This window comes from Stenotrophomonas sp. JAG2 (assembly GCF_041080745.1).
Classification (GTDB): Bacteria; Pseudomonadota; Gammaproteobacteria; order Xanthomonadales; family Xanthomonadaceae; genus Stenotrophomonas; species Stenotrophomonas maltophilia_AA.
On the sequence record NZ_JBEUMH010000005.1, the window covers coordinates 18,577 to 44,018 of the forward strand.

At 69.7% G+C, this 25,442-nt stretch carries 21 protein-coding genes; 13 read left to right on the forward strand and 8 right to left on the reverse strand.

Going from position 1 to position 25,442, the window contains the following annotated elements:
• The first annotated feature begins 2 nt into the window (after positions 1–2).
• Together AB9O74_RS07580 and AB9O74_RS07585 are read left to right on the forward strand one after the other, a co-directional pair.
• Positions 3–2,060, forward strand: coding sequence for an FUSC family protein (locus tag AB9O74_RS07580; protein WP_369348933.1), 2,058 nt, complete (start codon positions 3–5; stop codon positions 2,058–2,060).
• Positions 2,061–2,145: 85 nt separating this feature from the next.
• Positions 2,146–2,541: a hypothetical protein gene (locus AB9O74_RS07585; RefSeq protein WP_088435243.1), complete on the forward strand. Its 396-nt coding sequence runs from the start codon at positions 2,146–2,148 to the stop codon at positions 2,539–2,541.
• Positions 2,542–2,555: 14 nt separating this feature from the next.
• Here the strand turns inward: AB9O74_RS07585 and recD are convergent, their stop codons facing one another.
• The 3 genes from recD to recC are packed head-to-tail and all read right to left on the reverse strand — an operon-like array spanning position 2,556 to position 11,433.
• Complete coding sequence (gene recD / locus AB9O74_RS07590; protein WP_369348934.1) at positions 2,556–4,451, reverse strand: exodeoxyribonuclease V subunit alpha; 1,896 nt, start codon at positions 4,449–4,451, stop codon at positions 2,556–2,558.
• The gene (recB, locus tag AB9O74_RS07595) at positions 4,448–8,089 is read right to left on the reverse strand and encodes an exodeoxyribonuclease V subunit beta (RefSeq protein WP_369348935.1); all 3,642 of its coding nucleotides are present in this window, start codon (positions 8,087–8,089) and stop codon (positions 4,448–4,450) included. The genes recD and recB overlap by 4 nt, the downstream gene beginning before the upstream one ends.
• Positions 8,086–11,433, reverse strand: a complete 3,348-nt coding sequence (recC, locus tag AB9O74_RS07600; protein ID WP_369348936.1) for an exodeoxyribonuclease V subunit gamma — start codon at positions 11,431–11,433, stop codon at positions 8,086–8,088. The genes recB and recC overlap by 4 nt, the downstream gene beginning before the upstream one ends.
• A gap of 223 nt (positions 11,434–11,656) precedes the next feature.
• Here recC and AB9O74_RS07605 point away from each other — a divergent pair, with 223 nt between their 5' ends.
• The 6 genes from AB9O74_RS07605 (at position 11,657) to AB9O74_RS07630 (ending at position 15,789) form a co-directional block, all read left to right on the forward strand.
• Positions 11,657–12,445: an ABC transporter ATP-binding protein gene (locus tag AB9O74_RS07605; protein WP_369348937.1), complete on the forward strand. Its 789-nt coding sequence runs from the start codon at positions 11,657–11,659 to the stop codon at positions 12,443–12,445.
• Complete coding sequence (locus AB9O74_RS07610; RefSeq protein ID WP_176991020.1) at positions 12,445–13,194, forward strand: MlaE family lipid ABC transporter permease subunit; 750 nt, start codon at positions 12,445–12,447, stop codon at positions 13,192–13,194. Before AB9O74_RS07605 ends, AB9O74_RS07610 begins: the two co-directional genes overlap by 1 nt.
• A 107-nt stretch (positions 13,195–13,301) precedes the next feature.
• Positions 13,302–13,829, forward strand: coding sequence for an outer membrane lipid asymmetry maintenance protein MlaD (gene mlaD / locus AB9O74_RS07615; protein WP_019183994.1), 528 nt, complete (start codon positions 13,302–13,304; stop codon positions 13,827–13,829).
• Positions 13,826–14,488, forward strand: a complete 663-nt coding sequence (locus AB9O74_RS07620) for a phospholipid-binding protein MlaC (protein WP_019183995.1) — start codon at positions 13,826–13,828, stop codon at positions 14,486–14,488. The genes mlaD and AB9O74_RS07620 overlap by 4 nt, the downstream gene beginning before the upstream one ends.
• Positions 14,478–14,789 (forward strand): STAS domain-containing protein, encoded by a 312-nt coding sequence (locus AB9O74_RS07625; protein WP_369348938.1) that lies wholly within the window; start codon positions 14,478–14,480, stop codon positions 14,787–14,789. Before AB9O74_RS07620 ends, AB9O74_RS07625 begins: the two co-directional genes overlap by 11 nt.
• Position 14,790: 1 nt before the next feature.
• Positions 14,791–15,789, forward strand: a complete 999-nt coding sequence (locus tag AB9O74_RS07630) for a VacJ family lipoprotein (protein ID WP_346478956.1) — start codon at positions 14,791–14,793, stop codon at positions 15,787–15,789.
• A gap of 119 nt (positions 15,790–15,908) precedes the next feature.
• On the opposite strand, the gene AB9O74_RS07635 is transcribed toward AB9O74_RS07630, so the two are convergent.
• From AB9O74_RS07635 to AB9O74_RS07650, 4 genes are all read right to left on the reverse strand, one after another.
• Positions 15,909–16,469 carry a glutathione peroxidase gene (locus AB9O74_RS07635; protein WP_369348939.1) on the reverse strand — a complete coding sequence of 187 codons (561 nt, stop codon included), beginning with the start codon at positions 16,467–16,469 and terminating at the stop codon, positions 15,909–15,911.
• 56 nt (positions 16,470–16,525) lie between these two features.
• The gene (locus AB9O74_RS07640; RefSeq protein WP_369348940.1) at positions 16,526–16,882 is read right to left on the reverse strand and encodes a hypothetical protein; all 357 of its coding nucleotides are present in this window, start codon (positions 16,880–16,882) and stop codon (positions 16,526–16,528) included.
• An 85-nt stretch (positions 16,883–16,967) separates the two neighbouring features.
• Complete coding sequence (gene rmuC / locus AB9O74_RS07645; RefSeq protein WP_346478959.1) at positions 16,968–18,551, reverse strand: DNA recombination protein RmuC; 1,584 nt, start codon at positions 18,549–18,551, stop codon at positions 16,968–16,970.
• 37 nt (positions 18,552–18,588) lie between these two features.
• The gene (locus tag AB9O74_RS07650) at positions 18,589–19,596 is read right to left on the reverse strand and encodes a zinc-binding alcohol dehydrogenase family protein (protein WP_346488492.1); all 1,008 of its coding nucleotides are present in this window, start codon (positions 19,594–19,596) and stop codon (positions 18,589–18,591) included.
• Between the two features lie 91 nt (positions 19,597–19,687).
• On the opposite strand from AB9O74_RS07650, the gene AB9O74_RS07655 reads away from it, so the two are divergent.
• Together AB9O74_RS07655 and leuE are read left to right on the forward strand one after the other, a co-directional pair.
• On the forward strand, positions 19,688–20,611 hold the full coding sequence (locus tag AB9O74_RS07655; protein WP_369348941.1) for a LysR family transcriptional regulator: 924 nt from the start codon (positions 19,688–19,690) through the stop codon (positions 20,609–20,611).
• Between the two features lie 59 nt (positions 20,612–20,670).
• Complete coding sequence (gene leuE, locus AB9O74_RS07660; RefSeq protein ID WP_176991010.1) at positions 20,671–21,297, forward strand: leucine efflux protein LeuE; 627 nt, start codon at positions 20,671–20,673, stop codon at positions 21,295–21,297.
• Positions 21,298–21,343: 46 nt separating this feature from the next.
• Here leuE and AB9O74_RS07665 read toward each other — a convergent pair whose 3' ends face one another.
• Positions 21,344–22,243: a LysR family transcriptional regulator gene (locus AB9O74_RS07665; RefSeq protein ID WP_369348942.1), complete on the reverse strand. Its 900-nt coding sequence runs from the start codon at positions 22,241–22,243 to the stop codon at positions 21,344–21,346.
• A gap of 101 nt (positions 22,244–22,344) precedes the next feature.
• On the opposite strand from AB9O74_RS07665, the gene AB9O74_RS07670 reads away from it, so the two are divergent.
• The 3 genes from AB9O74_RS07670 to AB9O74_RS07680 all read left to right on the forward strand — a co-directional run bounded on the left by AB9O74_RS07670 (position 22,345) and on the right by AB9O74_RS07680 (position 25,409).
• Positions 22,345–23,340, forward strand: coding sequence for an aldo/keto reductase (locus tag AB9O74_RS07670; protein ID WP_346491409.1), 996 nt, complete (start codon positions 22,345–22,347; stop codon positions 23,338–23,340).
• A 99-nt stretch (positions 23,341–23,439) separates the two neighbouring features.
• A complete protein-coding gene (locus AB9O74_RS07675) occupies positions 23,440–23,850 on the forward strand; it encodes a hypothetical protein (RefSeq protein ID WP_369348943.1) in 411 nt (136 codons plus the stop codon).
• A gap of 146 nt (positions 23,851–23,996) precedes the next feature.
• Positions 23,997–25,409 (forward strand): amino acid permease, encoded by a 1,413-nt coding sequence (locus AB9O74_RS07680; protein WP_176991006.1) that lies wholly within the window; start codon positions 23,997–23,999, stop codon positions 25,407–25,409.
• The last annotated feature ends 33 nt before the right edge of the window (positions 25,410–25,442 follow it).

A 25,442-nucleotide genomic window follows, 5' to 3' on the forward strand; every position in this document is an offset into this window, starting at 1 on the left:
CCATGCTGCTGCTGGACAGACAGGCCTGGTTGTTCTCGGTCAAGACCTTCCTGGCCGCGATCGCGGCGCTGTACATCGGGCTGGCCGGCAACCTCTCGCGCCCGTACTGGGCGATGGCCACGGTCTACATCGTGACCCAGCCGATGCTCGGCCCGACCCGCGCCAAGGGGGCCTACCGCATCCTGGGCACGCTGATCGCCGGCGCGGCCACGCTGTGGATGCTGCCGCACCTGGTGGAAACGCCACTGCTGCTCAGCGCGGCGATGTCGCTGTGGCTGTCCGCGTGCCTGTTCATCGCCCTGCTCAACCGCGGCCCGCGCGGCTACGCCTTCCTGCTGGCCGGTTACACCACCGCCTTCATCGGTTTCCCGGCGGTGACGTCGCCGGACACCATCTTCGACACCGTGGTGGCACGCAGCGAGGAGATCATCCTCGGCACCGTGGTGGCCGTGCTGTTCGCCTCGCTGTTCTTCCCCGCCTCGGTGCGGCCGATGCTGCGCTCGCGGATCGGCAGCTGGATGGGCGATGCCGCCGACTGGTGCCGGCAGATCCTGACGCGCGGCCATGCGCACGGCCCGCGCAACCGCCTGGCCGCCGACCTGGTGCAGTTCGAGGCGCTGATCGAATTCATGCGTCGTGACGACCCGCGCCATGCCGGTGCGGCGGTCTCGATGGAGCGGCTGCGCGAGCGCATGCTGCTGATGCTGCCGGTGCTCTCTTCGATCGCCGACCGGCTCGGTGCACTGCGTGCGGGGGGCCGCGCGCTGCCGCCCGGACTGGAGCCGTTGATCGCCGATCTGGCGCACTGGCTGGAGCAGCCGGGCCGATCAAGTGCCAGCGCCTACGCCACGCTGCGCGCGCGCATCGTCGCACTCAAGCCGGCGGTGGACGGCGAGCTGGATCACCTGCTGCTGGTCACCCTGCTGCTGCGCCTGGAAGAACTGGTCGACCTCTGGCAGGACTGCACCACCCTGCACGCGGCCATCGACGAAGGCATCGCGCCCCGCGATGCCGCGCACTACCGCGTGCGTACCCAACGCGTGGACCATGTACGGCACGTGGACTACGGCATGGCGCTGTTCTCCGCGGCCAGTGCCGGTGTCGCCCTGATGACCTACTGCGTGCTGTGGATCGGGCTCGGCTGGGAAGGCGGTGGCAACGGCGCGATGATGGCCGCGGTGGCCGCCGCGTTCTTCGCCGCGCAGGACGATCCCGCACCGAGCATGCTGTCCTTCCTGCTGTGGGCCATCGTGGCCAGCCTGGTGGCCGGTGTGTACCTGTTCGGGATCTTCCCGGCGGTGCACGACTTTGGCAGCCTGGTGCTGGTCCTGGCGGTGATCTTCCTGCCGCTGGGCCTGCTGCTGCACCGGCCCAAGACCGCGCTGATCGGCCTGCCGCTGACGGTGAACCTGGTGGCGCTGCTGAACGTGCAGAACACCTACAGCGCCAACATCCAGAGCTTCATCAACTCGGCCGTGGCGATGTTCATCGGGATCGGCTTTGCGGTGGTGATGACGCGGCTGTTCCGCTCGGTGGGTGCCGAGTGGACCGCGCGCCGGCTGGTGCGCCAGGGCTGGAACACGCTGGCCGATGCGGCCGAGGGCCGCGGCCAGCAGGACCGCCAGCAGTTCGCCGCGCGCATGCTCGATCTGCTCGGCCTGCTCGCACCGCGCCTGGCGGCCACGCCGGAAGGCAGCGACATCGCCTCGGTGGACATGCTCACCGAAGCGCGGATCGGTCTGAACATCCTGCAGCTGCGCCGCTCGCGGCATGGCCTGCCGGCGCCCAGCGTGGCCGCGATCGACGCGATCCTGGACGAGGTGGCGGCCCATTACCGCGCGCAGGCGGCGCGTCGGCGTCCCCTGCCCGCCCCCACCGGGCTGCAGGCCCGGCTGGAGGCCTCGCTCAAGCGCGTGCAGACCGTGGAGGCCGGCAAGGCCCGCGATGAGGCCCTGATGGGCCTGATCGGGCTGCGCTATGCGCTGTTCCCCGAGGCACCGGTGGCCGCCGCGCCGGCCGAGACCACCGCAGGCCCACCCGGCCTGCCCGCGCCGCGCTGAACCGGCGGGGGCGCGGGCCGGCCGGTCCGCGCCGATCAGGGCTATCCTGACGCATGCATTTGCGCATGGATCAAGGTGATTCCCGATGAGTTACGACCTGATGGTGTTCGACCCCGCCGTCGCCCCGCGCGAGGCCGAGGCCTTCCTGCAGTGGTATGACGCCCAGACCGAGTGGAACGAGACGCACGACTACGACGACCCGAAGGTGTCGGTACCGGCGCTGCAGGCGTTCTTCGCCGCGCTCGCCGAGCATTACCCGCCGATGGACGGCCCGCTGTCCGATGAGGAAGACGACCGCCCGGAAGTGACCGACTACAGCATCGGCCAGCACGTGGTCTACGCCTCGTTCGATGACGAGGTGGCCGAGAACGCGCACGGCCTGGTGCAGGTGCTGGCCAACACCCACCAGCTGGGCTTCTTCGATGTCAGCGGTGACGGCGCCATCGTGTTCCCCGATGGCACCGTGGTGATCCCGGAGTAAGACCGGACACGGGGCTAGAACAACTGCCCCTGGGCCGGCGCCGTCACGACGGCGTCGGCCAGCGTTTCCTCCACGCCGCCCTGCAGGCGTGCGGCCAGGCCCGACAGACGGCTGGCATGCCGCGCCAACGCGGCCTCCAGTACCTCCGCATTGCCGAGCACATGCAACGACTGCCGCGCGCGGGTCATGCCGGTGTAGATCAGCTCGCGCGACAGCACGCGGTTGTCGCGTCGCGGCAGCTGCAGCCAGACCTCATCGAACTCCGAGCCCTGCGCCTTGTGCACGGTCATCGCGAACGCGCTTTCATGTGCGGGCAACGCACCCGGGTGGAAGCCGCGAGGTTGGTCCGGCGTCTCGCCGGGGAACCAGGCGGTCACGCTGCCCTGTCGATCGATCAGGCAGATGCCGATGTCGCCGTTGAACAGGCGGTGCCGGTAGCTGTTCTCGGTGATCAGCAGCAGCCGGCCGTGGAAGTAGCCCGGCGCCATGCCCGGTCGCGGCACACCGGCCAGCAGCGCTTCGATACGGGCATTGAGTCCGCGTGCACCCTGTGGGCCTTCGCGCACGGCGGTGAGCAGGCGGATGCGGCCGGCATTGGCCAGCGCCACGCCGGGATCGGCCGCTTCACCGAGGCCACGCCAATGCCCCAGCAGCTGCTCGCGGTGATGCTGCAGCGGATCGCTCTGGTCTTCGTGGAAGTGCACACCGGCCAGCCTGCCCATGCGTAGCAGCGCCAGTGCGGTGGCACTGTTGCCGTCGCGCACGGCATGCGCCAGCGGCACCAGATCGAGCGCGTCGGTCTGCCGGTAGCCCCGCTGCAGCTGCACGCGCCGGCCGCCGAACCGACGTGGCGGTGCCAGCGGTTGCAGCGCATCGGGCGCGAGCAGCGGGCGCAGAGCCTGCGCGTCATCGGCCTGGGTGCCCAGGCCATCGCCACTGGCGCGCAGGACCGCACTGAGCACATCACCGGCTTCCACCGAGGGCAGCTGATCGGGATCGCCGAGCAGCACCAGCCGGCTGCCGTCGGCGACGGCCTCGACCAGCTTGGTCATCAGCGGCAGGTCGATCATCGAGGCTTCGTCCACCACCACCACGTCATACGGCAGCGGGTTGTCGGCGTGATGGCGGAAGCGCGGCGAATCGGGGATCACCCCGAGCAGGCGATGCAGGGTGGTGCCCGTGCTCGGCATCGCATCGCACAGGGCCGGCGCGATGCCGACCAGGCGCAGCCGCTGCACGGCCAGGCGCAGGCTCTCGGCCATGCGCTCGGCGGCGCGGCCGGTGGGCGCGGCCAGCGCGACCCGTGGCAGTGCCTGGTCGGCCTGCACCGCCTGTGCGGCCAGCAGCACCAGCAGCCGCGCGATGGTGGTGGTCTTGCCGGTACCGGGGCCACCGGTCACCAGCACCAGCGGATGGCGCAGCGCGACAGCGGCGGCACGCGCCTGGTGATCGATGCCGTCGCGCGCCTGCGGGAACAGCTGGCCGAACAGCGTGGCCAGGGTGCCGGGATCGGCCTCGGCCAGCGGATGCGTGGCGATGCGCTGCAGACCAACGGCGAGGCGGCGCTCATACTCGCGGTAACGGCGCAGATAGAGCAGCCCGTTCTCCAGTACCAGCGGCGCATCCCCGGCGACCACGTCATCCGTCTCCGGCACATCCACCCACGGCGAGGCGCGCAGCTGCGCCAGCCACACGTCGGGCGCAGGCCACTCGATCTCGGCGTCGATCAGCCGCTGCGGTTGGTGCGGGTCCAGACCCGCGTGGCCTTCCGAGACCGCCAGCGAAGCGAGCGCGGCACCGAGCAGCACCGCATCGGGCGTGTCCGGGCGCAGCCGGCGCAGGCTCTGCGCCAGCGCGTGATCGAGTGTGCGCAGCGCGTTGCCGCGGTACAGCGTGGTGAGCAGGCTCATGCCTCCCCCCGTGCGCGCGCGGCCATGCGGGCCTGGGCGTGTTCGCCACCGGCGAACAGCGCATCCAGTGCATCGACCAGGGCCGGATCGAAGCGGTGTGCGTACAGGCCGGGACTGTCTTCGCGGCGGGCATCCAGGCCACGGCAGAACAGGTAGCGGATGCCGCCCATGTCGCGCGTGTAGTCGTACTGCGCGCCCAGCCGGAAGCGCAGCCAGCGATGCAGCGCCACGGTGTAGATCAGCGCCTGCAGGTCGTATTCGCTGTGCTGCATGGCACTGGCCAGTCGGGCCGCGTCGTAGCCGGGCAGGCGGTTGGATTTGTAGTCGAGCACGTACCAGCGCTCCGCGCGCACGTAGGTGAGATCGATCTTGCCGGTCATCAGGCCCTCCAGCCGCCGCCGCGTGCCGAAGCCATGGCGGTCGCGGACCAGCCCGTGCGCGTGCAGCAGGGTCAGCAATGCCGGGACCGCGGTCGGCTGCATCGCGAAGTGGAACTCGATTTCGGCGCGGCGTGCCTCGGCCGGCAGGTCGTGCAGTGCACCGCCTTCCGGCAGGGGCACGGTCAAGGTCTGGCCGACCAGCGCGGTCAACATGGCCACGCCATCGTCCAGGTCTTCCTCGGCATAGCCTTCCGCGCGCAGCGAAGCACGCAGGATGTCGGCTTCCTCGCCGGGTGCCGGTTGCCCGGCCTGCCATCCGCCCCATTGCGCGAAGTCGGTGTTTTCCAGCGCATCGTGCAGCACGTTGCCGAAGCGGCTGCCCATGAAGCGCGGATCGATCTCTTCCAGGGGAACGGCCGGTTGCTCCGTCTCCAGCGTGAGGTCCACGCCGGCCGGTTCGTCGGCAGCGGGGGCCGGTACTTCGGTCGCGGCCGCATCGGTGTCATGGCCCGCGTCGGCATGCGCCAGCTGGGTGAAGCTGTACACCCACCAGTCGTGCGGCACGCGGCGGGTCAGCGCGCGTACCGGTGGCAGCTCGCCCTCGCGCTCGAACGCGAGCTGCGCCGGGCGGGGTTCCACCGGGCCCTCGATCACGGCGATGTCCGGATGCGCACGCAGCGCCTCCAGGTCCGACAACATCGGCGCCAGGCGGGTTCTGGCCAGCCCGGCGAGATCGCCGGCGGCGATCCACAGCGCGTGCTCGGCACGGGTCAGCCCGACGTAGAGCAGGCGCGCGTCTTCGGCTTCCTGTTCCTGCGCGCTGCGCGTGCTGGCCGCACTCCAGCTGTCGTCCTTGTCCAGCTTCCAGTGCAGCTCACGGCGGCCGTTGGCGTACACCGTGCAGTTGGCCTCGGTGTTGGGCGCGCCGCCGCCGATGCCGACGAACGGCAGGAACACCAGTGGATACTCCAGCCCCTTGCTCTTGTGCAGGGTGATGATCTGCACGCGGCGCGCATCCGATTCCAGGCGCAGCAGCTGCTGCTCGTCGTCCTGGTCGGCATGCGCCATCTGCACCTGCAGCCAGTCGAGCAGGCCATGCATGCCCAGGGTCTGCCCGGCCGCCTGCTGCAGCAGTTCGCCCAGCTGCAGATAGTTGGTCAGGCGGCGCTCGCCATCCAGCAGAGCGAGCAGGCGCTCGGCATGTTCGGCGCAGAGATCGGCGATCACCGCGAACGGACCGCCGCGCTGCCAGCGCTCGCGCCATTCCAGCAACCGCACCTGGAACGAGCGCTGCGCATCGCCTTCGCGTTCCAGCGCGTCGATAGCCTCGGCATCTTCGCCGAGCAGCACGGTCGACAGCGCGGCGCGCAGGCGCCCTTCGTCGGCCGGCTGCAGCAGGGCCAGCAACAGCAGGCGCAGGTCGTGTGCCTCGGGCGTGGCGTACAGGCTCTGCTTGCCCGCGGCGACCGCAGGAATGCCCACCGCGCCGAGCGCCTGCTGGATGCGCGTGGCCTCCTTGTGCGAGCGCACCAGCACCGCGATGTCGCCGGGCTGCACGGGCGCACCGCGCAGCAGCGCGCGCCCTTCGCGGGCCTCGCTGAGGATCTGGTGGATCGCGGCGACGCAGGCGTCGCTGGCCTGCTGCCGGGAAGGATCGGCCTTGAGGTCGCCGCCCTCGGTGTTGTGCAGCACGCGCACGGTCAGGCCGGGCGCGGGAGTCCCATCGCGCAGGAAATCCGCATCCACCCGGGTGCTGCCGGGATGCACCGGCTCGAAGGCGATGTCGGCCTCGAGGAAGGCACGTTCGCCGGCATTGGCGTACAGCGCTTCGATCGCGTGCAGCACCGCCGGACGCGAGCGGAAGTTGCGGTCCAGCGCGGGCGCGGCATCGGCCTGGCGCTTGGCCTTCAGGTAGGTGTGGATGTCGCCGCCGCGGAAGCCGTAGATCGCCTGCTTGGGATCGCCGATCAGGAACAGCGCCGGGGCCAGGCCGGCCTCGCGGGTCTCCTCCGAATCGCCGAACACGCGCTGGAAGATGCCCCACTGACGGTCGTCGGTGTCCTGGAACTCGTCCACCAGCGCGATCGCATACTGCGCACGCAACTGCTGCACCAGGGTCGCCCGGTGCGGGCCCTCCAGTGCATCGGCGACACCGTCGATCAGGTCATCGTAGGTCTGCACGCGGCCGATCCGCTTGAGCTCGGCCAGGCGCGCACGCGCTTCGTCGCGCAGGTCATGCAGGAACGCGGTGGCCTGCTGGCGCAGCCACTGCTCACGCGCGTCGGCGGCATGCCACCAGCACTGCAGCGCATCGAACAGCGGCGAGACCGGGCACTGTCCCTCCATGCCGTCCTTGCAGAAGGCCAGCAGCTGCACCGGCAGCAGCTTGCCCAGGTGGCTCTTGTCGCTGCGCGGCCAGTGCTGCGCGCTGCGGCCGGCAGACAGCTCGCCGAAGGCCTTGTCGAAACTCGGCCGTTTGGCTCGGCGGCCGTCGAAGACCTTGCGGTCGAAGGCGGTGGCGATCTGTGCCTGCGCGTCCTCGGCGTGCGCCTCGATCGCGTCGGCCAGGGCCGCAGCGGCGAGCCGCAGCTGCGGCGCCGGGTCGTCGACGCTGTGGGTGGGGCGCGGCGGCAGCAACGGCAAGGGCTTGATCAGCGTGGAGAGATCGCCGGCCAGCGCCTCGGGAGACGACCACAGCCAGGTCAGCGCATCGACCGTGGCCGGGTCGTTGGCATGCACGCGCCAGAGGTCGGCGGCGAGTTCCTCATGCAGCTCGCGCTCGCTGGGCAGCAGGGTCGGCGGATCGAAGGTATGTCCGCTCTCCAGGGCATGCTCACGCAGCACGCGGGTGCAGAAGCCATGGATGGTGAAAATCGAGGCGAGGTCGATTTCATCGGCCGCGGTCTGCAGCCGGCGCGCCAGCGCGGCCGGGGTTTCTTCGCCCAGCGCGAGCTGGCGTTGCAGGATCACCCGGGTCAAGGCGACCTCCGGGCTGTCCTGTTCGCTCGGCACGCGCTCCACCAGCTGTGCGGCCAGCGCCAGGCGCTCGCGGATGCGCTTGCGCAGTTCCTGCGTGGCGGCATCGGTGAAGGTGACGGCCAGGATCTGGCTGATGCGCCAGCCTTTCTCCACCACCAGCCGGGTGAACAGCGTGGCCAGGGTAAAGGTCTTGCCGGTCCCCGCGCTGGCCTCGATCAGGCGCACGCCGTCCAGCGGCAGCGCCAGGTAGGGATCGTCGAGCAGGTCGTGGTCGATCATCGCAGGGCTCCTTCCTCGTCGAAGCCCGGGAACACCCGGCCTTCGCGCACCGCGGTGAACACCACGAAGCTGTTGTGCAGCAGTTGTCGGTAACTGTCCGCGCTGGCGAAGGGATCATGGCCGCGCAGCGCCAGCTGGTAGCCGGCGCCGGTGGATTCGCCCCAGCTGCGGTCGCTGCCATGCCACTTGGCGCGGCCCTCGGCCTCGCGCTTGGCCTCGGCGGCGGTGTACAGCACCCAGCCGGTGGACGGGCCATACAACAGCGGCGCGCGCAGGCCTTCAGCGCGCAGCTGCAGCAGGCGGCGCAGGACCTGGCGCGCGCGCTCGGCGTCCAGCGGCGGCAGCGTATGCGGGCCCAGCCCGTCATCGCCCGCCTCGTGGAACTGGACCAGCGAGCGTGCATCGCCGGCCGCGTTGGCCAGCAGCCAGTCCAGGCCCTGGCGGATCGCGGCGCGGCCGTTGAGCGGGCCCGGGCGCAGGCGCACCAGGCCGTGCGGATGCAGGCCGTCGACCCGGCCGTGCAGGCGCACGCCATCGATCTCCACCTCGTAGCGGCGACTGTCGGCCGCGGTACCGGCCTGCCACTGGGCCAGGGCCTGCGCGTACGGCTCGGTCTGCGCCTGCAGCAGCGCGAACTGGCGCTCGCCCAGCGCACCGGAGGGCAGCAGCGCACGCGCGCGCAACCGGGGGTAAAGCGGCGCGGCATCCTCGTCGAGGGTGGCCTCGATCACCGCCTGCTGGAGCAGCGCGGTGTCGCTGCCGCGCGTGGCCATTACCAGCGGCTCGACGTCTTCGGCGTTGTCCACGTCGTCGGGCAGGCGCAGGCCGAGCCGTTGCGAGAGGAACTGGCTGGCCGGATCGGTGAGGAAGCGACGCAGTGCGTCCACGCTCAGGTCGGCCTCACCGCTGCCGCTCTCCATCGGCGGCAGGGGCCGCGCGAACCACGGCGCCAGCGCGCGGCGTGCACCGCCGAGCGAGCCGGCGGCCGGGTGCCACTGCTGGCGGTAGCTGAAGCGGCGCGGTTCTTCTCCGCCACCGAACGCGGCCGGCGCGAACGGCTGCAGCGAATGCCGCACCGTCATCTGCCTGGCGGCCGCGGGCGGATCCAGGTGGTAGTCGGCCGCCGCATCGATCAGCTCGCTGACCAGTACCGAGGGCTCGCGCACGCTGCCATCGCGCGGGTCGGCACCCAGATAGCTCAGGTAGAACACGTCCTGCGCCGAGGCGAACAACTGCAGGAACAGGAAGCGGTCATCCTCGCGCAGCGAGCGGTCGCCGTGCCGCCGCTTGTCGGTGCCCAGCTCGGCGGTAAGCTGGTTGAGCCCGGCCGCCGGGTCGCGGCGCGGGAAATCACCGTCGTTCAGGCCGAGCACGCAGATCACCCGGAACGGCAGCAGCCGCATCGGCACCATCCGGCCAAAGCTGACGCCGCCGGTCAGCAGCGGTGCACGCGTATCGGCCTGGGCGAGGACGCCGGCGAAATGCGCACGCAGCACCTCCGGCGGCACCTCGCCCTCGAAGCCGGCGGTGTCGGCGTCGCGGGCGAACTCGTTGATCAGTTTGCGCAGGCGCTCCAGTGCGCGCTGGCTGTTGGCGGCCTGCGGCGGCTCGGGCAGCAGTGCATCGAGCAGGGCCAGCAGGCGCTGTCGCCACTGCCCGGGCGACATCGCCTCGCCGAGTACTTTCTGGTAACGCGCCAGCACGCGCAGAAGGCGGAGCAGGCGGTCCAGCGCATCCAGCGCACTGCCTTCCAGCTCCGGCCACGGCGCGACCCCGGCGATATCGCCGTCGCTGCCACTGGCATGCCCGAGCAGCAGGCGATCGAGCGCGAACTGCCAGGTAAAGGCATCGTCGACCGGGGCCTGGTGCTGGCCGCGATGGATCGCATCCAGCCCCCAGCGCGCGCCGGCGGCCTGCAGCCAATCGTGCAGGCGGTCGAACGCCGCGGCATCGAGACCGGCCGCCTCGGCCAGCGGCGCGCTGGCGAGCAGGTCGAGCACTTCGTTCAAGCCGAAGCGCGACACCGGGAGCCCGAGCAGATGCACGAACACATCGGCCAGCGGCTTGCCGGCCAGCGGGCTGGTGTCGGCCAGCGCGTACGGAATGTGCTCGTCGCCCCCGCTGCGTCCGCCGAAGACCGCTTCCAGGTACGGCACGTAGGGATCGATGTCCGGCGCCAGCACCGCGATGTCGCGTGCCTGCAGTGGCGGATCGAAGCGCGGGTCCTGGAGCAGGCCGCGCAGCTGGTCGTGCAGCACCTGCAGTTCGCGCAGGCGGGTGTGGCAGGCATGCACCTGCAGGCTGGGATCGTCATGGCGCAGCCCGTCGCGCAGCGCTCCGGCCGGCTGCCCGCGACGGTGGAACAGGTCGCGCTGCAGGCGGTGCAGCAGGCTGTCGGACAAGCCACCGTCGTCCATGTCCGGACGCGCATCGTCTTCGGGATCATCGTAGGCGGCGATCTCGCCGGAGGGGTGCACGACCTCGTAGCTGCCCAGCACCGCCATGAAGTCGCGACCGGCCGCGCCCCAGGCCTGCAGCAGGCGGTTCTCGCCCGCCGCCTCGCCGAACGGATCGGGCGCGCCGCTGCGCAGCTTCTCGCCCAGGGTCTGCAGATCGCCCCAGTAGGCCTGGGTCGGCGTGGGCAGATAGAAGTGCATCGTGCCGACCCGCGCCTGGGTCGCCATCACCCGCAGCACGTCCGGGGAGATGTTGAGCGTGGCGAAGGCGAACACACGCGCCGGCAGGCCCTGCGGCAGCGGCTGCCCGGCGCCCTCGAAGCGGGCCAGATAGGCATCGATGCGGCGCGCACGGTACTGCTTGCCGCCGGCAATGCGCCGCCACAGGATCGCCTGCGGGTCGTTCGGTGCCGCCCCGGCCTCCCAGCGCAGCAGCCAGTCGCGACGCCAGGCCTGGTACTTCTCGAACACCGAGGCCAGCTCGGCGGCCAACGCCCACGGCTTGAGCGGATCGGCCGCGGACAGATACGCCTGCAGGGCCGCCATCGGCGGCTGCGCCATCAAGGCCGGGTCGCGCAGGGCGGCGTACAACCGCCAGCGCAGGCCCTCGGCATTGAGATCGTCATGTTCGCCGGGCACGTTGGCGTTGAGGGCGCGGGCGACCAGCTCACCGGGGGTGAGGAACTCAAGATTGGCGGCAATGCCATACTCGGCCGCCAGGGTCGACTGCAGCCAGCGGCGCATCGCGACCTGCGGGATCAGCACCACCTCCGGCACCAGGATCGATTGGCCCGGCACCGGCGTGCGCAGCGTCGTGGCCAGCAGGGCGGCCAGCACATCGAGCGAGTTGGAGTGGTACAGGCGGAAGTCTGAAGCAGCGTCGGTCATCGCAGGAGTGTGCCGCAGCCCGCGCACGAACGCAGCGCCGGCGCTATCTGGATGAGGGAAATGGCGTGGCCGTCACCGGCCCGACACGCTGTGTTGCAGCCCACGGCATGGCCGCCGGGGCGCTGCCCTCACCTGCCCGTGCGACAATACTGCACGGTGCAGTTCGGTTATGTTCAGCCGTTCACCACGATCTTACAACGTTGGAATTTTGTTAATGGCGCTCATGACGGTTTCCGAAGAGAGTCTGGTGCAGTTGTCCAACGTCCGCATCGACCGCGGCGGACGCACGATCCTGCGCGACGTTTCGCTGACCGTTCCGCACGGCAGCATCACCGCGGTGCTCGGCCCGTCGGGCAGTGGCAAGTCCACCCTGCTGGCCGCACTGACCGGCGAGCTGCGCCCGGCCGCCGGTGACATCACCCTGTTCGGCCAGCCCATCCCGACCGGCGCGCGCGCGCTGTTGGAGATGCGCAAGAGCGTGGGCGTGCTGCTGCAGGGCAACGGCCTGCTGACCGATCTGACCGTGGCCGAGAACGTGGCCCTGCCGCTGCGCACCCACACCCGCCTGCCCAAGCCCGTATTGCGCCGCCTGGTGCAGATGAAACTGCATGCGGTCGGCCTGCTGGCCGCTGCCGACGCCTGGCCGCGCGAGCTGTCCGGCGGCATGGCGCGCCGTGTGGCCCTGGCCCGCGCGCTGGCACTGGACCCGCCGCTGATGATCTACGACGAGCCGCTGACCGGGCTGGATCCGATCGCGTCAGGCGTGATCATGAGCCTGATCCAACGCCTGAACCACAGCCTGGGGCTGACCAGCATCATCGTCAGCCACCACGTGCACGAGACCCTGCCGATCTGCGACCAGGTGATCGCGATCGCCAACGGCGGCATCGTGTTCCAGGGCAGCCCGGCCGCGCTCGAATCCAGCCAGGACCCGCTGCTGCGGCAGTTCCTGCATGGTGAGCCGGACGGCCCGATCCCGTTCGATGCCGCACCGCGTGCGAGGGTTGCCTGATGCCGTTCGTTGACGCCACCCGCTCGCTCGGTCGCGCCGGCCTGTTCTCGGTGACGGTGCTGCGCGGCTCGCTGCCGACCGCCGATTTCCTGGCCGAGCTGACCCGCGAGATCTACAAGATCGGCGCACGTTCGCTGCCGATCATCGCCGTGGGCGGTGCCTTCGTGGGCCTGGTGCTGACCCTGCAGGGCTACCGCACCTTGACCACCTTCGGCGCCGCCGATGCCTTGTCGACCCTGCTAGGCCTGTCGCTGTACCGCGAACTGGCCCCGGTGCTGACCGCGCTGCTGTTCATCGGCCGCGCCGGCAGTTCGATCGCCGCCGAACTGGGCCTGATGCGCGCTACCGACCAGATCAAGGCCCTTGAACTGATGGCGATCGACCCGGTCGCCAAGGTCGTCGCCCCGCGCTTCTGGGCGGCGGTGCTGACCGTGCCGCTGCTCACCGGCATCTTCTGTTCGCTGGCGATCAGTGCCAGCTACTTCGAGGCCGTGCACGTGCTCGGCCTGGACAATGGCGTGTTCTGGTCGGCGCTGAGCAACAGCGTGGACTTCTGGGATGACTTCGGCGTGGCGATGCTGAAGTCGGCGATCTTCGGCGGCACGGCTGCCCTGGTCGCCTCCTATGTCGGTTTCCATGCCGAGCCCACCATCGAAGGCACCTCGGTCGCCACCACGCGTGCGGTGGTCAACGCCTCGCTGCTGGTGCTGGTCTTCAACTTCGTGCTGTCCGCCATGATGTTCCAGTAGGTACCGACCGTTGGTCGGTACGCCTCTTCGGTGCGCTTCTTCGGTACGCAAAGACTTCCCGCCCGGACACCTGTCCAGGCACCTGACAAAGAACAGTGAGATATCCCATGGCCATCCGCGGTCCCAGACTCGAATTTTCCGTCGGCGCCTTCCTGCTGCTGGCGCTGGCCTCGCTGCTGGTGCTGGCCGTGGCCTCCACCAACCAACGGTGGGGCACCGGCGGCAGCGGCTACGAACTCAAGGCGCGCTTCACCCAGATCGGCCAGCTGCGCAAGCAGGCGCCGGTCAAGATCGGCGGCGTGACCATCGGCCAGGTCTCGGGCATCGAACTGGATCCCCAGAAGTTCGACTCGATCGTGACCCTCAAGCTCGACGGCAAGTTCAAGGACCTGCCCGCCGACACCTCGGCCGGCATCTTCACCAGCGGTTTGCTCGGCGAGAGCTATATCGGACTGCAGCCGGGCGGAGATCCGGACGTACTCAAGTCCGGCGACGAGATCGTCTTCACCCAGCCGGCGGTGGACCTGCTCCAGCTGGTCGGCAAGTACATGTTCAGCGGTCCGGCCAATACCGGTGGCGCTGACTCCCACGATGGCAACGGCGCGCCCGCGCCTGCAACGGAACCGCAACCATGAAAAAGACCCTGATCCCGGCGCTGCTGGCCTCGGCCCTGCTCGCCGCCACGCCTTCGCTCTCCTTCGCCCAGGCCGCCCCGGCCGCCGCTGCCGCCCAGCAGGGCCAGGCCAGCAAGGCCGTGATGGACGCCAGCACCCGCATCCTGACCTCGCTGCAGCAGCGCCGCACCGAGTTCCGGGCCAACCCGGCCGTGCTGCGTGACTTCATCAACAGCGAGCTCAACAAGACCTTCGACCGTGACTACGCCGCCCGCCTGGTGCTGGGCGTGCACGGCCGCGGCGCCTCCGATGCCGACGTCAAGCTGTTCGCCGATGCCATGGCCGACAACCTGATGCAGCGCTACGGTTCGGCCCTGCTCGAGATCCAGGGCAAGCCGACCTTCCGCCTGAAGAGCGAGTCGCCGCTGCCGGGCAACCGCGGCGTGCGCGTGTCCACCGAGCTGATCCGGGCCGGCAACGAGCCGACCCCGGTCGACTACCTGATGCGCAACGTCAACGGCCAGTGGAAGATCTTCGATGTGATGATCGAAGGCATCTCCTACGTGCAGACCTTCAAAACCCAGTTCGACGCCCCGCTGCGCCAGAAGTCGATCCAGCAGGTGGCCACCGAGCTGCGCAACGGCAGCATGCAGGCCGGGCAGGCCCCGCGTGGCAAGTAACAGCGCCAGCGTGCAGCGCAACGGCACCTCGCTGGTCTTCAGCGGGCTGCTCGACCGCGCGGCGGTGACGGCCCTGTGGCCCTCGCTGACCGCGCTGGACGGCGTTCAGCAGTTGGATCTGGCGGCAGTGAGCCGGCTCGACAGCGCCGGTCTGGCGCTGCTGGCCGAGCTGGCCGCACGCCTGCACGCAAACGGGACAACGCCGACGATCGTCGGCAGCCCGGACGGTTTCACCGACCTCCGTGCCGCCTACCGGCTGGCACCCTCCCTGGATTTCCATGCCCTTTCTGCGGCGAGCTGACATGAACGTCATACGCACCTTCCCCCTCCTTGTGCTGGCGCTGGCCCTGAGCGCCTGTGCCGGCAAGCCCGCACGCGACAGCGCACCGGTCAGCGTCGAGGTCGCCCCTGCGGCGGCGCCGGCTGCCGATGTGGCCAGCACCGATGCGGTACCGGCCGAGGCCGTCGCCGACACGGCCGCCCAGGCAACGCAGGCCAGCACCGATCCGGCCGCCGCGCCGGTCACCGGCGGCACTGCGCCGACCAATGCCGAGGACGACTTCGCCGCCCTGTACGGTGGCCCGGCCCCGACCGCGGACGGCACCGAGCCCACCGGCGCGCCGTACGATCCTTGGGAACCGTTCAACCGCAGGGTGCACAGCTTCAACAACGTGGTCGACCGTGCGGTCGCACGGCCGCTGGCGGTGGCCTATACCAACGTCGTCCCGCGCTTCGCACGGACCGGCGTGAGCAACTTCTTCAGCAACCTGCGCGCACCGGTGACGATCACCAACCAGCTGCTGCAGGGGCGTCCGGATGATGCCTGGGACAGCCTGGGCCGCTTCCTGATGAACTCCACGCTGGGTATCGGCGGTCTGTTCGATCCGGCCAGCAAGGCCATGGTGCCGCGCCGCAAGGAAGACTTCGGCCAGACCCTGGGCACCTGGGGCTGGCGCCGTTCGCGGTACGTTGAACTGCCGTTCTTCGGCCCGCGTACCGTGCGCGATGTGTTCGGCCTGGCCGGTGACATGCCGCTCTCGCCGATCCGCACGATCGAAGAGGACAAGATCCGCATCGGCCTGCAGGGCCTGCAGCTGGTGGACATGCGTTCGCAGCTGCTGGCGGTGGACGACATGCGCGACAACGCGGTGGACGAGTATTCGCTGGTCCGCGATGCGTGGCTGCAGCGCCGCAACTACCAGATCGAGAACGACCTGCGCGGCAAGCATGCGCGCGGCAAGGACGATCCGGACGCGCCGATCCCGGTCGATGCGATGCCGATGCCGAACTGGGGTAATTGATCGGAGTACCGGCCAACGGTCGGTACCTACCGAGGCGGTAGACCACGACCGTTGGTCGTGGTGCGAGCAAAGAAAAAGCCCCGCCGAAGCGGGGCTTTTTCTGTTTCCGGGTCCGCCGATCAGGCTGCCAGCGCAGCGTCGATCGCGGCCACCAGACGGGCATCGTCGGCCGGCACGTCCGGGGCGAAGCGCGCGATGACCTTTCCGTCGCGGCCGATCAGGAACTTCTCGAAGTTCCACAGCACGCCCGGGGCGGCGTTGACCACCAGCTCCGGGTACTTGGCCACGGCGCCCTGCAGCTTCTCGCGCATCGGGCCTTCGCCGGTGGCGGCCGGCTGGGCGGCGGTCAGCTGCTGGTACAGCGGATGGGTGTCGTCACCGGCGACGCTGATCTTGGCGAACATCGGGAAGCTGACGTTGTATTCCAGCTGGCAGAACTGCTGGATGTCCGCTTCGCTGCCCGGCTCCTGCGCCAGGAAGTTGTTGGCCGGGAAACCCAGCACTTCCAGGCCGGCCGCCTGCTTGTCGGCGTACAGCGCCTGCAGGCCTTCGTACTGCGGGGTCAGGCCGCACTTGGAGGCGACGTTGACGACCAGCAGCACCTTGCCGCGGTAGTCGGCCAGCGAGGTCGGCTGGCCTTCGATGGTGGTGACGGGGATGTCGTAGACGGTCTGGCTCACTGCAGATTCCTTGCGTTGCATCGGGGGAGGCACAGCATAGCCGTGCCGTGGGGAGATCAGTCGACGCAGATCGTGCCGAGCGCCACGCCGCCATCGATGCGCTGGCGGCAGCCGAAGTTCTGGCTGACATCGCGCTGGCAGACGCCACGCGCGGCCGTTCCCGGCGCGACATCGCTGGTGGCCAGGCACTGGCCACTGCAGTCGGCCTTGGCGCTGCAGACCTTGCCGGCATCGGCGTAGGGCACCACGCACTGCACGCGCTGCAGGCGGCCCAGCGGCTGCAGGCTGCCACCGGCGGCGGTGCATTCGGCGGCGCTCGGCGTGGCGGGTGTGACCGCCGTGGTATCGGCGGAGGGCGTGCTGCTGCACCCGGCCAGGGCAAGCACGAGGGACAGCATCAGGGTCAGACGCATGGACGGTTCCTTGAAAGGTGGAAGACGACAGGGAAAGGACGTGCCACGCAGCATGCGCGATCACCTGCATGCATGGTGTCGGCGCTCAGTCCTGCAGGGTGCTGGCCTCGTCGCCGGCCACATCCTCGTCCTCGCCGCTCATGTCGCCGAGCAGGTCCTGGGTCTGTTCTCCGCCCAGCGTTTCCACGCTGCGCAGGCGGCGTTCGATGGTGCGCGTCTTGCGGCTGGCTTCGCCGAGGCTGCGACCCACCGTGGTGATCTGCTTCTCGGCTTTTTCCAGAATGCCGGCGAACTTGCCGAACTCACTCTTGACCGCGCCGAGCAGGCCCCACACTTCGCTGGAGCGCTGTTCGATGGCCAGCGTGCGGAAGCCCATCTGCAGGCTGTTGAGCAGCGCGGTGACGGTGGTCGGGCCCGCCACCACGACGCGGTGATCGCGCTGCAGCAGGTCGATCAGGCCGGGCCGGCGGATCACTTCTGCGTACAGGCTTTCGGTGGGCAGGAACATCACCGCGAAATCGGTGGTGTGCGGCGGCGCGATGTACTTGTCGCAGATCGACTTGGCCTGGATGCGGATCGCGCGCTCCAGCTGGGCGCCCTGCAGGCGCACGCCCTCGACATCCCCCTGTTCCTGCGCATCGAGCAGGCGCTCGTAATCCTCGCGGGGGAACTTGGAATCGATCGGCAGCCACACCGGGGTGTCTTCATGGCCGCGGCCCGGCAGGCGCACGGCGATGTCGACGATCTCGTTGCTGTCCGGGCGCACTTTGACGCCGCGCGCGTACTGCTCCTGGGTGAGCGTCTGCTCGAGGATGTTGTCCAGCTGCACTTCGCCCCAGCTGCCGCGGTTCTTGACGTTGGTCAGCACACGCTTGAGGTCGCCCACGCCGGTGGCCAGCTGCTGCATTTCACCGAGGCCACGCTGGACCTGCTCCAGCCGCTCGGAGACCAGCTGGAAGGAGGCGCCCAGGCGGGTTTCCAGCGTGGTCTGCAGCTTCTCGTCGACGGTCACGCGCATCTGGTCGAGCTTCTCGGCGTTGTCGCTCTGCAGGCTCTTGAGCTGCTGCTCGAGCGTGGCGCGCATCTCGCCGATACGCTGTTCGTTGCGCTGGGTCATCTCCTGCAGGCGCAGGCCCAGCGATTCGGCCAGGCGCTGCTGCGACTGCCCGGTTTCCTCGCGGCCCAGGCGCGCATCTTCGGCCAGGGCCTGGCGCAGCGCGGCCATGTGGCTGTCGGTGCGCGTGGTCAGTTCCACCAGCTGCTGGCCGAACGCTTCGATGCGTGCCTGCTGCTGTTGCCCGAACGCTTCCAGCTGCGCGCGCACTTCCTGCATGCGCAGCGCCAGCAGGTCGCCGGTGCGCTGCTGGCTGAGCGTGCTTTCCTCGCGGGCCTTGCGCGCGTCTTCGCCGAGCGCATCGCGCAGCAGGTCCAGGCGCTGGTCGGTGCGGGTGGACAGATCGGTCAGCGCGCGCGCGAAGCTCTCCAGCCGCGCGTCCTGCTGGCGGCCCAGGCCTTCGAGCTGCTCGCGCAGTTCGCTGCGGCCGACCCGCGCTTCTTCGCGCAGGGTCTGTTCGAGGTCGCCATGGCCGGAACGCCGCAGCAGCGCGAGCAGCTGCAGCACGAGGACGGCACACACCAGGCCGCCGAGGATGAGGAATTCGGTTTGCATGCGGCAAGTGTAGGCCGCGGCGGTCTCAAAGGCTGCGTCAGAACCCTTCGAGGACGAGCTTGCCGCGTGCGCGGTGGCTCTCGATCAGGGCGTGCGCCTGGCGCAGGTTGGCGGCGTTGATCCGGCCGTAGTGCTCGCCCAGCGTGGTGCGCAGGACGCCGGCATCGATCAGTGCTGCCACGCGTTCGAGCAGGTCGTGCTGGCGCTGCACGTCGGGGGTGTTGAAGCTGGAGCGGGTGAACATCGATTCCCAGTGCAGCGACAGGCTCTTGCGCTTGAGCGCCATCACATCGAGCTGGCCGGGGTCGTCGATCAGCGCCAGCTGGCCCTGCGGGGCGAGCACGCTGACGATCTGGTCGTAGTGCTGGTCGGTATGGGTCAGGCTGGCGACGTGGCTGACCTCGGCGATGCCCAGGCGCTGCAGGCCTTCACTCAGCGGCTGGGTGTGGTCGATCACGTGGTGCGCGCCCAGCGCATAGACCCAGTCCTGGGTATCCGGGCGCGAGGCGGTGCCGATCACGGTCAGGCGGGTCAGCTGGCGGGCCAGCTGGACCAGGATCGAGCCGACGCCACCGGCCGCGCCGATCACCAGCAGGGTCTGGCCTTCACCGCCGTTCTCGGGGATGCGCAGGCGGTCGAACAGCAGCTCCCAGGCGGTGATCGCGGTCAGCGGCAGCGCGGCCGCGGCGGCGTCATCCAGGCTGGCCGGCTTGTGGCCGACGATGCGCTCGTCCACCAGCTGGTACTCGGCGTTGCTGCCGGCGCGGCCGATCGCACCGGCATAGAAGACCGCGTCGCCGGGCTGGAACAGCGTCACCTCGTCGCCCACGGCATCCACGATGCCGACCGCGTCGAAGCCCAGCACGCGCGGCTCGGTCACCGCCACGCCGTTGCGGACCTTGGTGTCGACCGGGTTCACCGAGATCGCGCGGACCTCGACCCGCAGGTCGCGCGGGCCGGGTGTGGGGATCGGCAGGGTGATGTCCACCAGCGCGGCGGGGTCGCTGATCGGCAGGCCATGCTGGGTATAGGCGACGGCTTTCATCGTGGGGAGATCCGTTGGGGAAGACCGACAGCGTGCGCTTCACGGCCGGGCGGAGAAAGGCGCAAAATCGGGCAGCACTTTCACTGCAGGAATGAAAATGATCCGGTTCGACGACCTCGCCCTGTTCGTCCGCACCGCCGCGCTGGGCAGTTTCTCGAACGCCGCGCGCGAGGCCGACCTGCTCCCGGGCCAGGTGGCCGCGGCCGTCGCGCGGCTGGAGCGGGAGCTGGACCTGCGCCTGTTCGTGCGCTCCACCCGCAGCCTGCGCCTGACCGCCGAAGGCGCGCTGTACCTGCCCTACGCGCAGGAGGTGCTGGCCGCGCTGCGCGAGGGCGAAGCCCGGGTGCGCGGCGAGGATGCCGAGCTGCGCGGCACGCTGCAGGTTGCCGCACCGTCGGACCTGGGCCGCAACCTGCTGCTGCCGTGGCTGACCGAATTCCACGCCGCCCACCCGAAGCTGCAGCTGCGCCTGCAGTTGTCCGACCAGGTCGCCGATGTCTTCCGCGATCCGGTCGACATCGCCTTCCGCCTGGGCCGCTTCGACAACGCCAGCTACGTCGCCCTGCCGCTGCTGCCCGGCAATCGCCGGGTGCTGGCGGCCTCGCCGGACTACCTGGCCCGGCACGGTGCGCCGGACAGCCTGGAGGCCTTGAAGGACCACCACTGCCTGCTCTACCAGCTGGCCGGGCGCGCGTATGACCGCTGGAGTTTCGAGCTCGATGGCCGGCGGACGGTGATCCCGGTGCGCGGCAACATGGTCTGCGACGATGCCGACGTGGTGCGCCGCTGGGCGGTGGCCGGGCAAGGCATCGTGTTCAAGTCGTGGCTGGATGTCTGCGCCGATGTCCAGGCCGGGCGCCTGCAGGTGCTGCTGGACGGCGCGGGCGACAGCCTGCCGTTGAACCTGGTGTGCCCGCACCGCAAGCAGTTCTCCCCGGCGATCCGGCAGCTGCATGCGATGTTCGCGCACCGCCTGCAGCCGCTGCTCGCCGGATTGCCCGCCAGCGCGCGCTGACGCTATCGCCCGGCGCGCGGCTGCCGGACAATGCCCCTCCCCGTTGTCGAGTCGCCGCCATGCCGTGGATGGGCATCCAGGATCTGTGGACCTTTGTCGCTGCCGTGCTGGTGTTCCTGGCGTTGCCCGGACCGGGCACCTTCACCCTGCTTACCGCCACCGGTCGCGGTGGGGTGCGCGGCGGCTACACGGCGCTGTTCGGCCTGTTGCTGGGCGACCAGATCCTGATGTGGCTGGCGGTGGCCGGCGTGGCCGCGCTGCTCAAGGCCAACCCGCTGGTGTTCCACGCCGTGCAGTACCTGGGCGCGGCCTACCTGGTGTGGATCGGCATCGGCCTGCTGCGCCAGCCGCGCGCCCAGGGCGAGGAAGGCGGTATCCGGCTCACCCCCGGCCACTACTTCCGCCAGGCGGTGCTGATCAACCTGCTCAACCCGAAGGCGATCATCTTCTACATGGCCTTCCTGCCGCTGTTCATCGATCCGGCCCGTCACCAGGGCGTGGTGACGTTTGCGACCATGGCGCTGATCATCTTCGCCATGGGACTGGCGTACTGTTCGGTGCTGATCGGGGTCGGCAATCTGTTGCGCCGTCGGATTCTCCAGCACCCGCGGGTCGGGCTTTGGCTGAGGCGCGTGGCGGGCGTGTTCCTGGTCGGGTTCGGCGTGCGGCTGGGCGTCAGCGGCTGAGGCCCCGCCGCCGCGGGAAAGGCGGCCACCGCGCGCGCGCCGTTCGTCAGCGCCGCATCGCGTCGCGCAGGTAGTCGATGAACACCCGCAGCTTGGGCGCCATCTGCTCGCGGGCCGGGTAGTACAGATGGAACCCGGCGAACGGCTGCTGCCAGTCCTGCAGCACGCACTGCAGGCGGCCGGCCGCCACATCGCCGGCGTACAGCGCCTCGAACCCCTGCGCCAGGCCCATGCCGCCGATCACTGCGGCACGGATCAGGCCGGCGTCGTTGAACACCAGCCGGCCGGCCACCTCGACCTCGAGATCGCGGCCGTCGCGGGTGAACTCCCATGCCATCCGCCGGCCGGTGCTGAGCCGATGCACGATGCACTCGTGGGTGACCAGTTCGGCCGGGGTGGGGGGTATCCCGTGCCGGGCCAGGTAGTCCGGCGTGGCCACCACCACCTGGCGCTCCAGCGGCCCGATCGGTACCGCGATCATGCCGCGGGCCAGGCTTTCGCCCAGCCGGACCCCGGCGTCGAAGCCACCGGCGACCAGGTCGCTCAGCGCGGTTTCCACGAACAGCTCCACCTCGATTTGTGGATACCGCGCCAGGAAGCCCGGCAGGTGCGGCAGCACCAGCAGTTCGGCGGCGATCCGGGGCACGTTGATGCGCAGCTTGCCTGAGGGCACATCGCGTACCTGGTCCAGGTCCTCGAAGGCGGCGTCGATCCGGGCCAGGCCCTCGCGCACCTGTACCAGGAAGCGCGCGCCCTGCTCGGTCAGGCCGACCCGGCGCGTGGTCCGCTGCAGCAGCCGCACGCCGAGATGGGCTTCCAGCGCGCGCACGGTCTGCGACAGCGCCGAGGGCGACACGCCCAGCTCATCGGCGGCCCGGGTGAAGCTGGCATGGTGCGCGACGCGGGCGAAGGCGACCACGGCGGGCAGCGGGTGCTGGGGAGTCATTGTGAAGGCTGGCTTCAAGGACGATGCAGGAGCAGCCAGTTTATCCACATAGTCCACAGGAGGATGCTGGGGGTATTCCCTCTCTTCCCCCGGAGTACCCGATGCAGACCCGTACCCTTGGCCGCACTGGCCCCACCGTCTCCGCGCTCGGCCTGGGCTGCATGGGCATGAGCGCCTTCTATGGCGGCCGCGGGAGCGATGCCGAATCGATCGCGGTCATCCACCGCGCGCTGGAGAGCGGCGTCACCCTGCTCGACACCGCCGACATGTACGGCCCGCACACCAACGAGGTGCTGGTCGGCAAGGCGATCGCCGACCGCCGCGACCACGTGTTCCTCGCCACCAAGTTCGGGATCAGGCTGGAGCCGAGCGACACCGCCGCGCGCAGCGTCGATGGCCGCCCCGAGTACGTGATCGCTGCCTGCGAGGCCAGCCTGCAGCGGCTCGGCGTGGACCACATCGACCTGTACTACCAGCACCGCGTGGACGGCACGGTGCCGATCGAAGACACCGTGGGGGCGATGGCGCGGCTGGTCGAGCAGGGCAAGGTGCGTTTCCTCGGCCTGTCCGAAGCCTCGGCCGGCACGATCCGCCGCGCCCATGCGGTGCACCCGATCACCGCGGTGCAGACCGAGTACTCGCTGTGGTCGCGCGATCCGGAGGAAAACGGTGTGCTGGCAACGGTGCGCGAGCTCGGCATCGGCTTCGTGCCCTACTCGCCGCTGGGCCGCGGCTTCCTGACCGGCGCGATCCGCAACCCGGCCGATTTCGAGGCCGATGACTATCGCCGCCAGTCGCCGCGCTTCCAGGGCGAGAACTTCGACCGCAACCTGGCCCTGGTCGACGCGGTCACCGCGATGGCCAGCGACAAGGGCGTGACACCCGGGCAGCTGGCCCTGGCCTGGGTGCTGGCGCAGGGCGACGATCTGGTGCCGATCCCGGGCACCAAGCGGCTGGCCTACCTGGAGGAGAACCTCGGCGCGCTGCAGGTCGAGCTCAGTCCCGATGACGTGTCGCGCATCAATGCGATCTTCCCGGCCCATGCCGCTGCCGGCCCGCGCTATGCCCCCGCGGCGATGGCGACGTTGAACCGCTGAGCTTCATCGGCCGGATCGGCAGGCGCGATCCGGCCGATTCCCCCTGCGGGTGCGCCGGGAGGACAATGACCCCCTCTCTGTCTGGATGGACCCTGGCCCATGCGTTGGCTCACCCCGTTGTTGCTGCTGCTGGCCATCGCGCCGGCCCACGCCGATGAAATCCGCTGCCTGACCGGCGGCAGCCGCCAGCAGATCCACCTCGAATGGAAACTCCCCGAGGGCACCGCGGACGGTGAACGGGTCAGCCATGTGCGTTATGCCGGCAAGACCCAGTGGCTGCGGCTGACCCTGGCCTCGCAGGAGAGCACGGTGCTTGCCGAGGACCGCCCCTGGCAGTTCGACACGGTGTGGGACGAGCACCTGGACGGCAAGGTCATCGGCCACTATGCGGTCAGCTCGCAGGGCGCGCGCATCTATGGCTTCTCGTACACCGACGCCCGCACCGGCCAGCAGACCGCGTTCGGCGAAGACGTCGAGGCGATCACCGACACCGGCTGCCACTGGGAATGAGTGTCCGGCCTTTGTGCCGCTTTCGTCACCTTCGCCTCAGTCATGCGGGCCGCGCAGCTGCTTACGACGCTTGGCAGTAGTAATGCTGCGCCGCGTTCGGTAAAACTCGCAGACTTGTCGTTAACAGTCATCCACCGCGAGGCCCCATGTCATTGCTCCGGCGCAAGTCCCTAGACACCGTCACCGTCCATGAAGCCGGCAGGCAACTGATCCCGACCCTGAGTTGGCCGCACCTGATCGCGCTGGGCATCGGCGCGATCGTCGGCACCGGCATCTACACCCTGATCGGTGTCGGTGCGAACCTGGCCGGCCCCGCGGTGCTGATCTCCTTCGCGATCGCCGGTGCGGTCTGCGCCTGTGCGGCCCTGTCCTACGCCGAGCTGTCGACGATGATGCCGGCCGCCGGCAGCGCCTACACCTACAGCTACACCGCGCTCGGCGAGGTGGTGGCCTGGGTGGTCGGCTGGAGCCTGATCCTGGAGTACTCGCTGGTGGTCAGTACGGTGGCCGTCGGGTGGTCCGGCTACGCGGTCGGCTTCCTGCATGGCTTTGGCATCGACCTGCCCCTGATGCTGACCGCTGGCCCCCACGTGGAAGGCGGCTTCATCAACCTGCCCGCGGTGCTGATCACCTTCCTGGTGGCCGGCATGCTGATGGCCGGCACCAAGGAGAGCGCCACCCTCAACGCGGTCCTGGTGGTGATCAAGATCATCGCGCTGACCGTGTTCGTGGCGATCGCCCTGCCGCACTTCGATACCGGCCACATGGAGCCGTTCATGCCGTTCGGCTTCGTCAAGTCGCTGGGCGCCGATGGCGTGGAACGCGGGGTGATGGCGGCCGCAGCGATCATCTTCTTCGCGTTCTACGGCTTCGATGCGATCTCCACCGCGGCTGAAGAAACCAAGAAGCCCGAGCGCGACCTGGCGATCGGCATCATCGGCTCGATGGTCGGCTGCACCATCATCTATGTGCTGGTGGCGTTGGCCGCCGTGGGTGCGATGAGCTACACGATCTTCGGCCAGAGCGCCGAGCCGCTGGCCCTGATCCTGCGCGAGCTGGGCAGCCCGGGCGCGGCCAAGTGGATCGGCGCAGCGGCGGTGATCGCACTGCCGACCGTGCTGCTGGCCTTCCTGTATGGCCAGAGCCGCATCTTCTTCGTCATGTCGCGCGATGGCCTGCTGCCGCGTGGCCTGTCCAAGGTCAGCGCGCGCACCGGCACCCCGATCGCCACCACGCTGTTCACCGCCGTGCTGGTTGCGGCACTGGCCGGTGTGGCGCGGCTGGATGAGATCGCCGCACTGGCCAACGCCGGCACGCTGGCCGCGTTCACCGCGGTGGGCCTGTGCCTGGTGGTGCTGCGCAAGCGCGAGCCGAACCGGGTGCGCAAGTTCCGTACGCCGCTGGCCTACGTGGTCGGCCCGCTGGCGGTGATCGGCTGCGTGTACCTGTTCTTCAGCCTGCCGAGCACCACGCAGTTGTACTTCCTGGCGTGGAACGTTCTGGGCCTGATCGCCTACTTCGCCTATGGGCGTCGCAATGCGGTGCTGGGCAAGGCCTGATCCGGGCGTGTGCCGACCCACGGTCGGCACCTA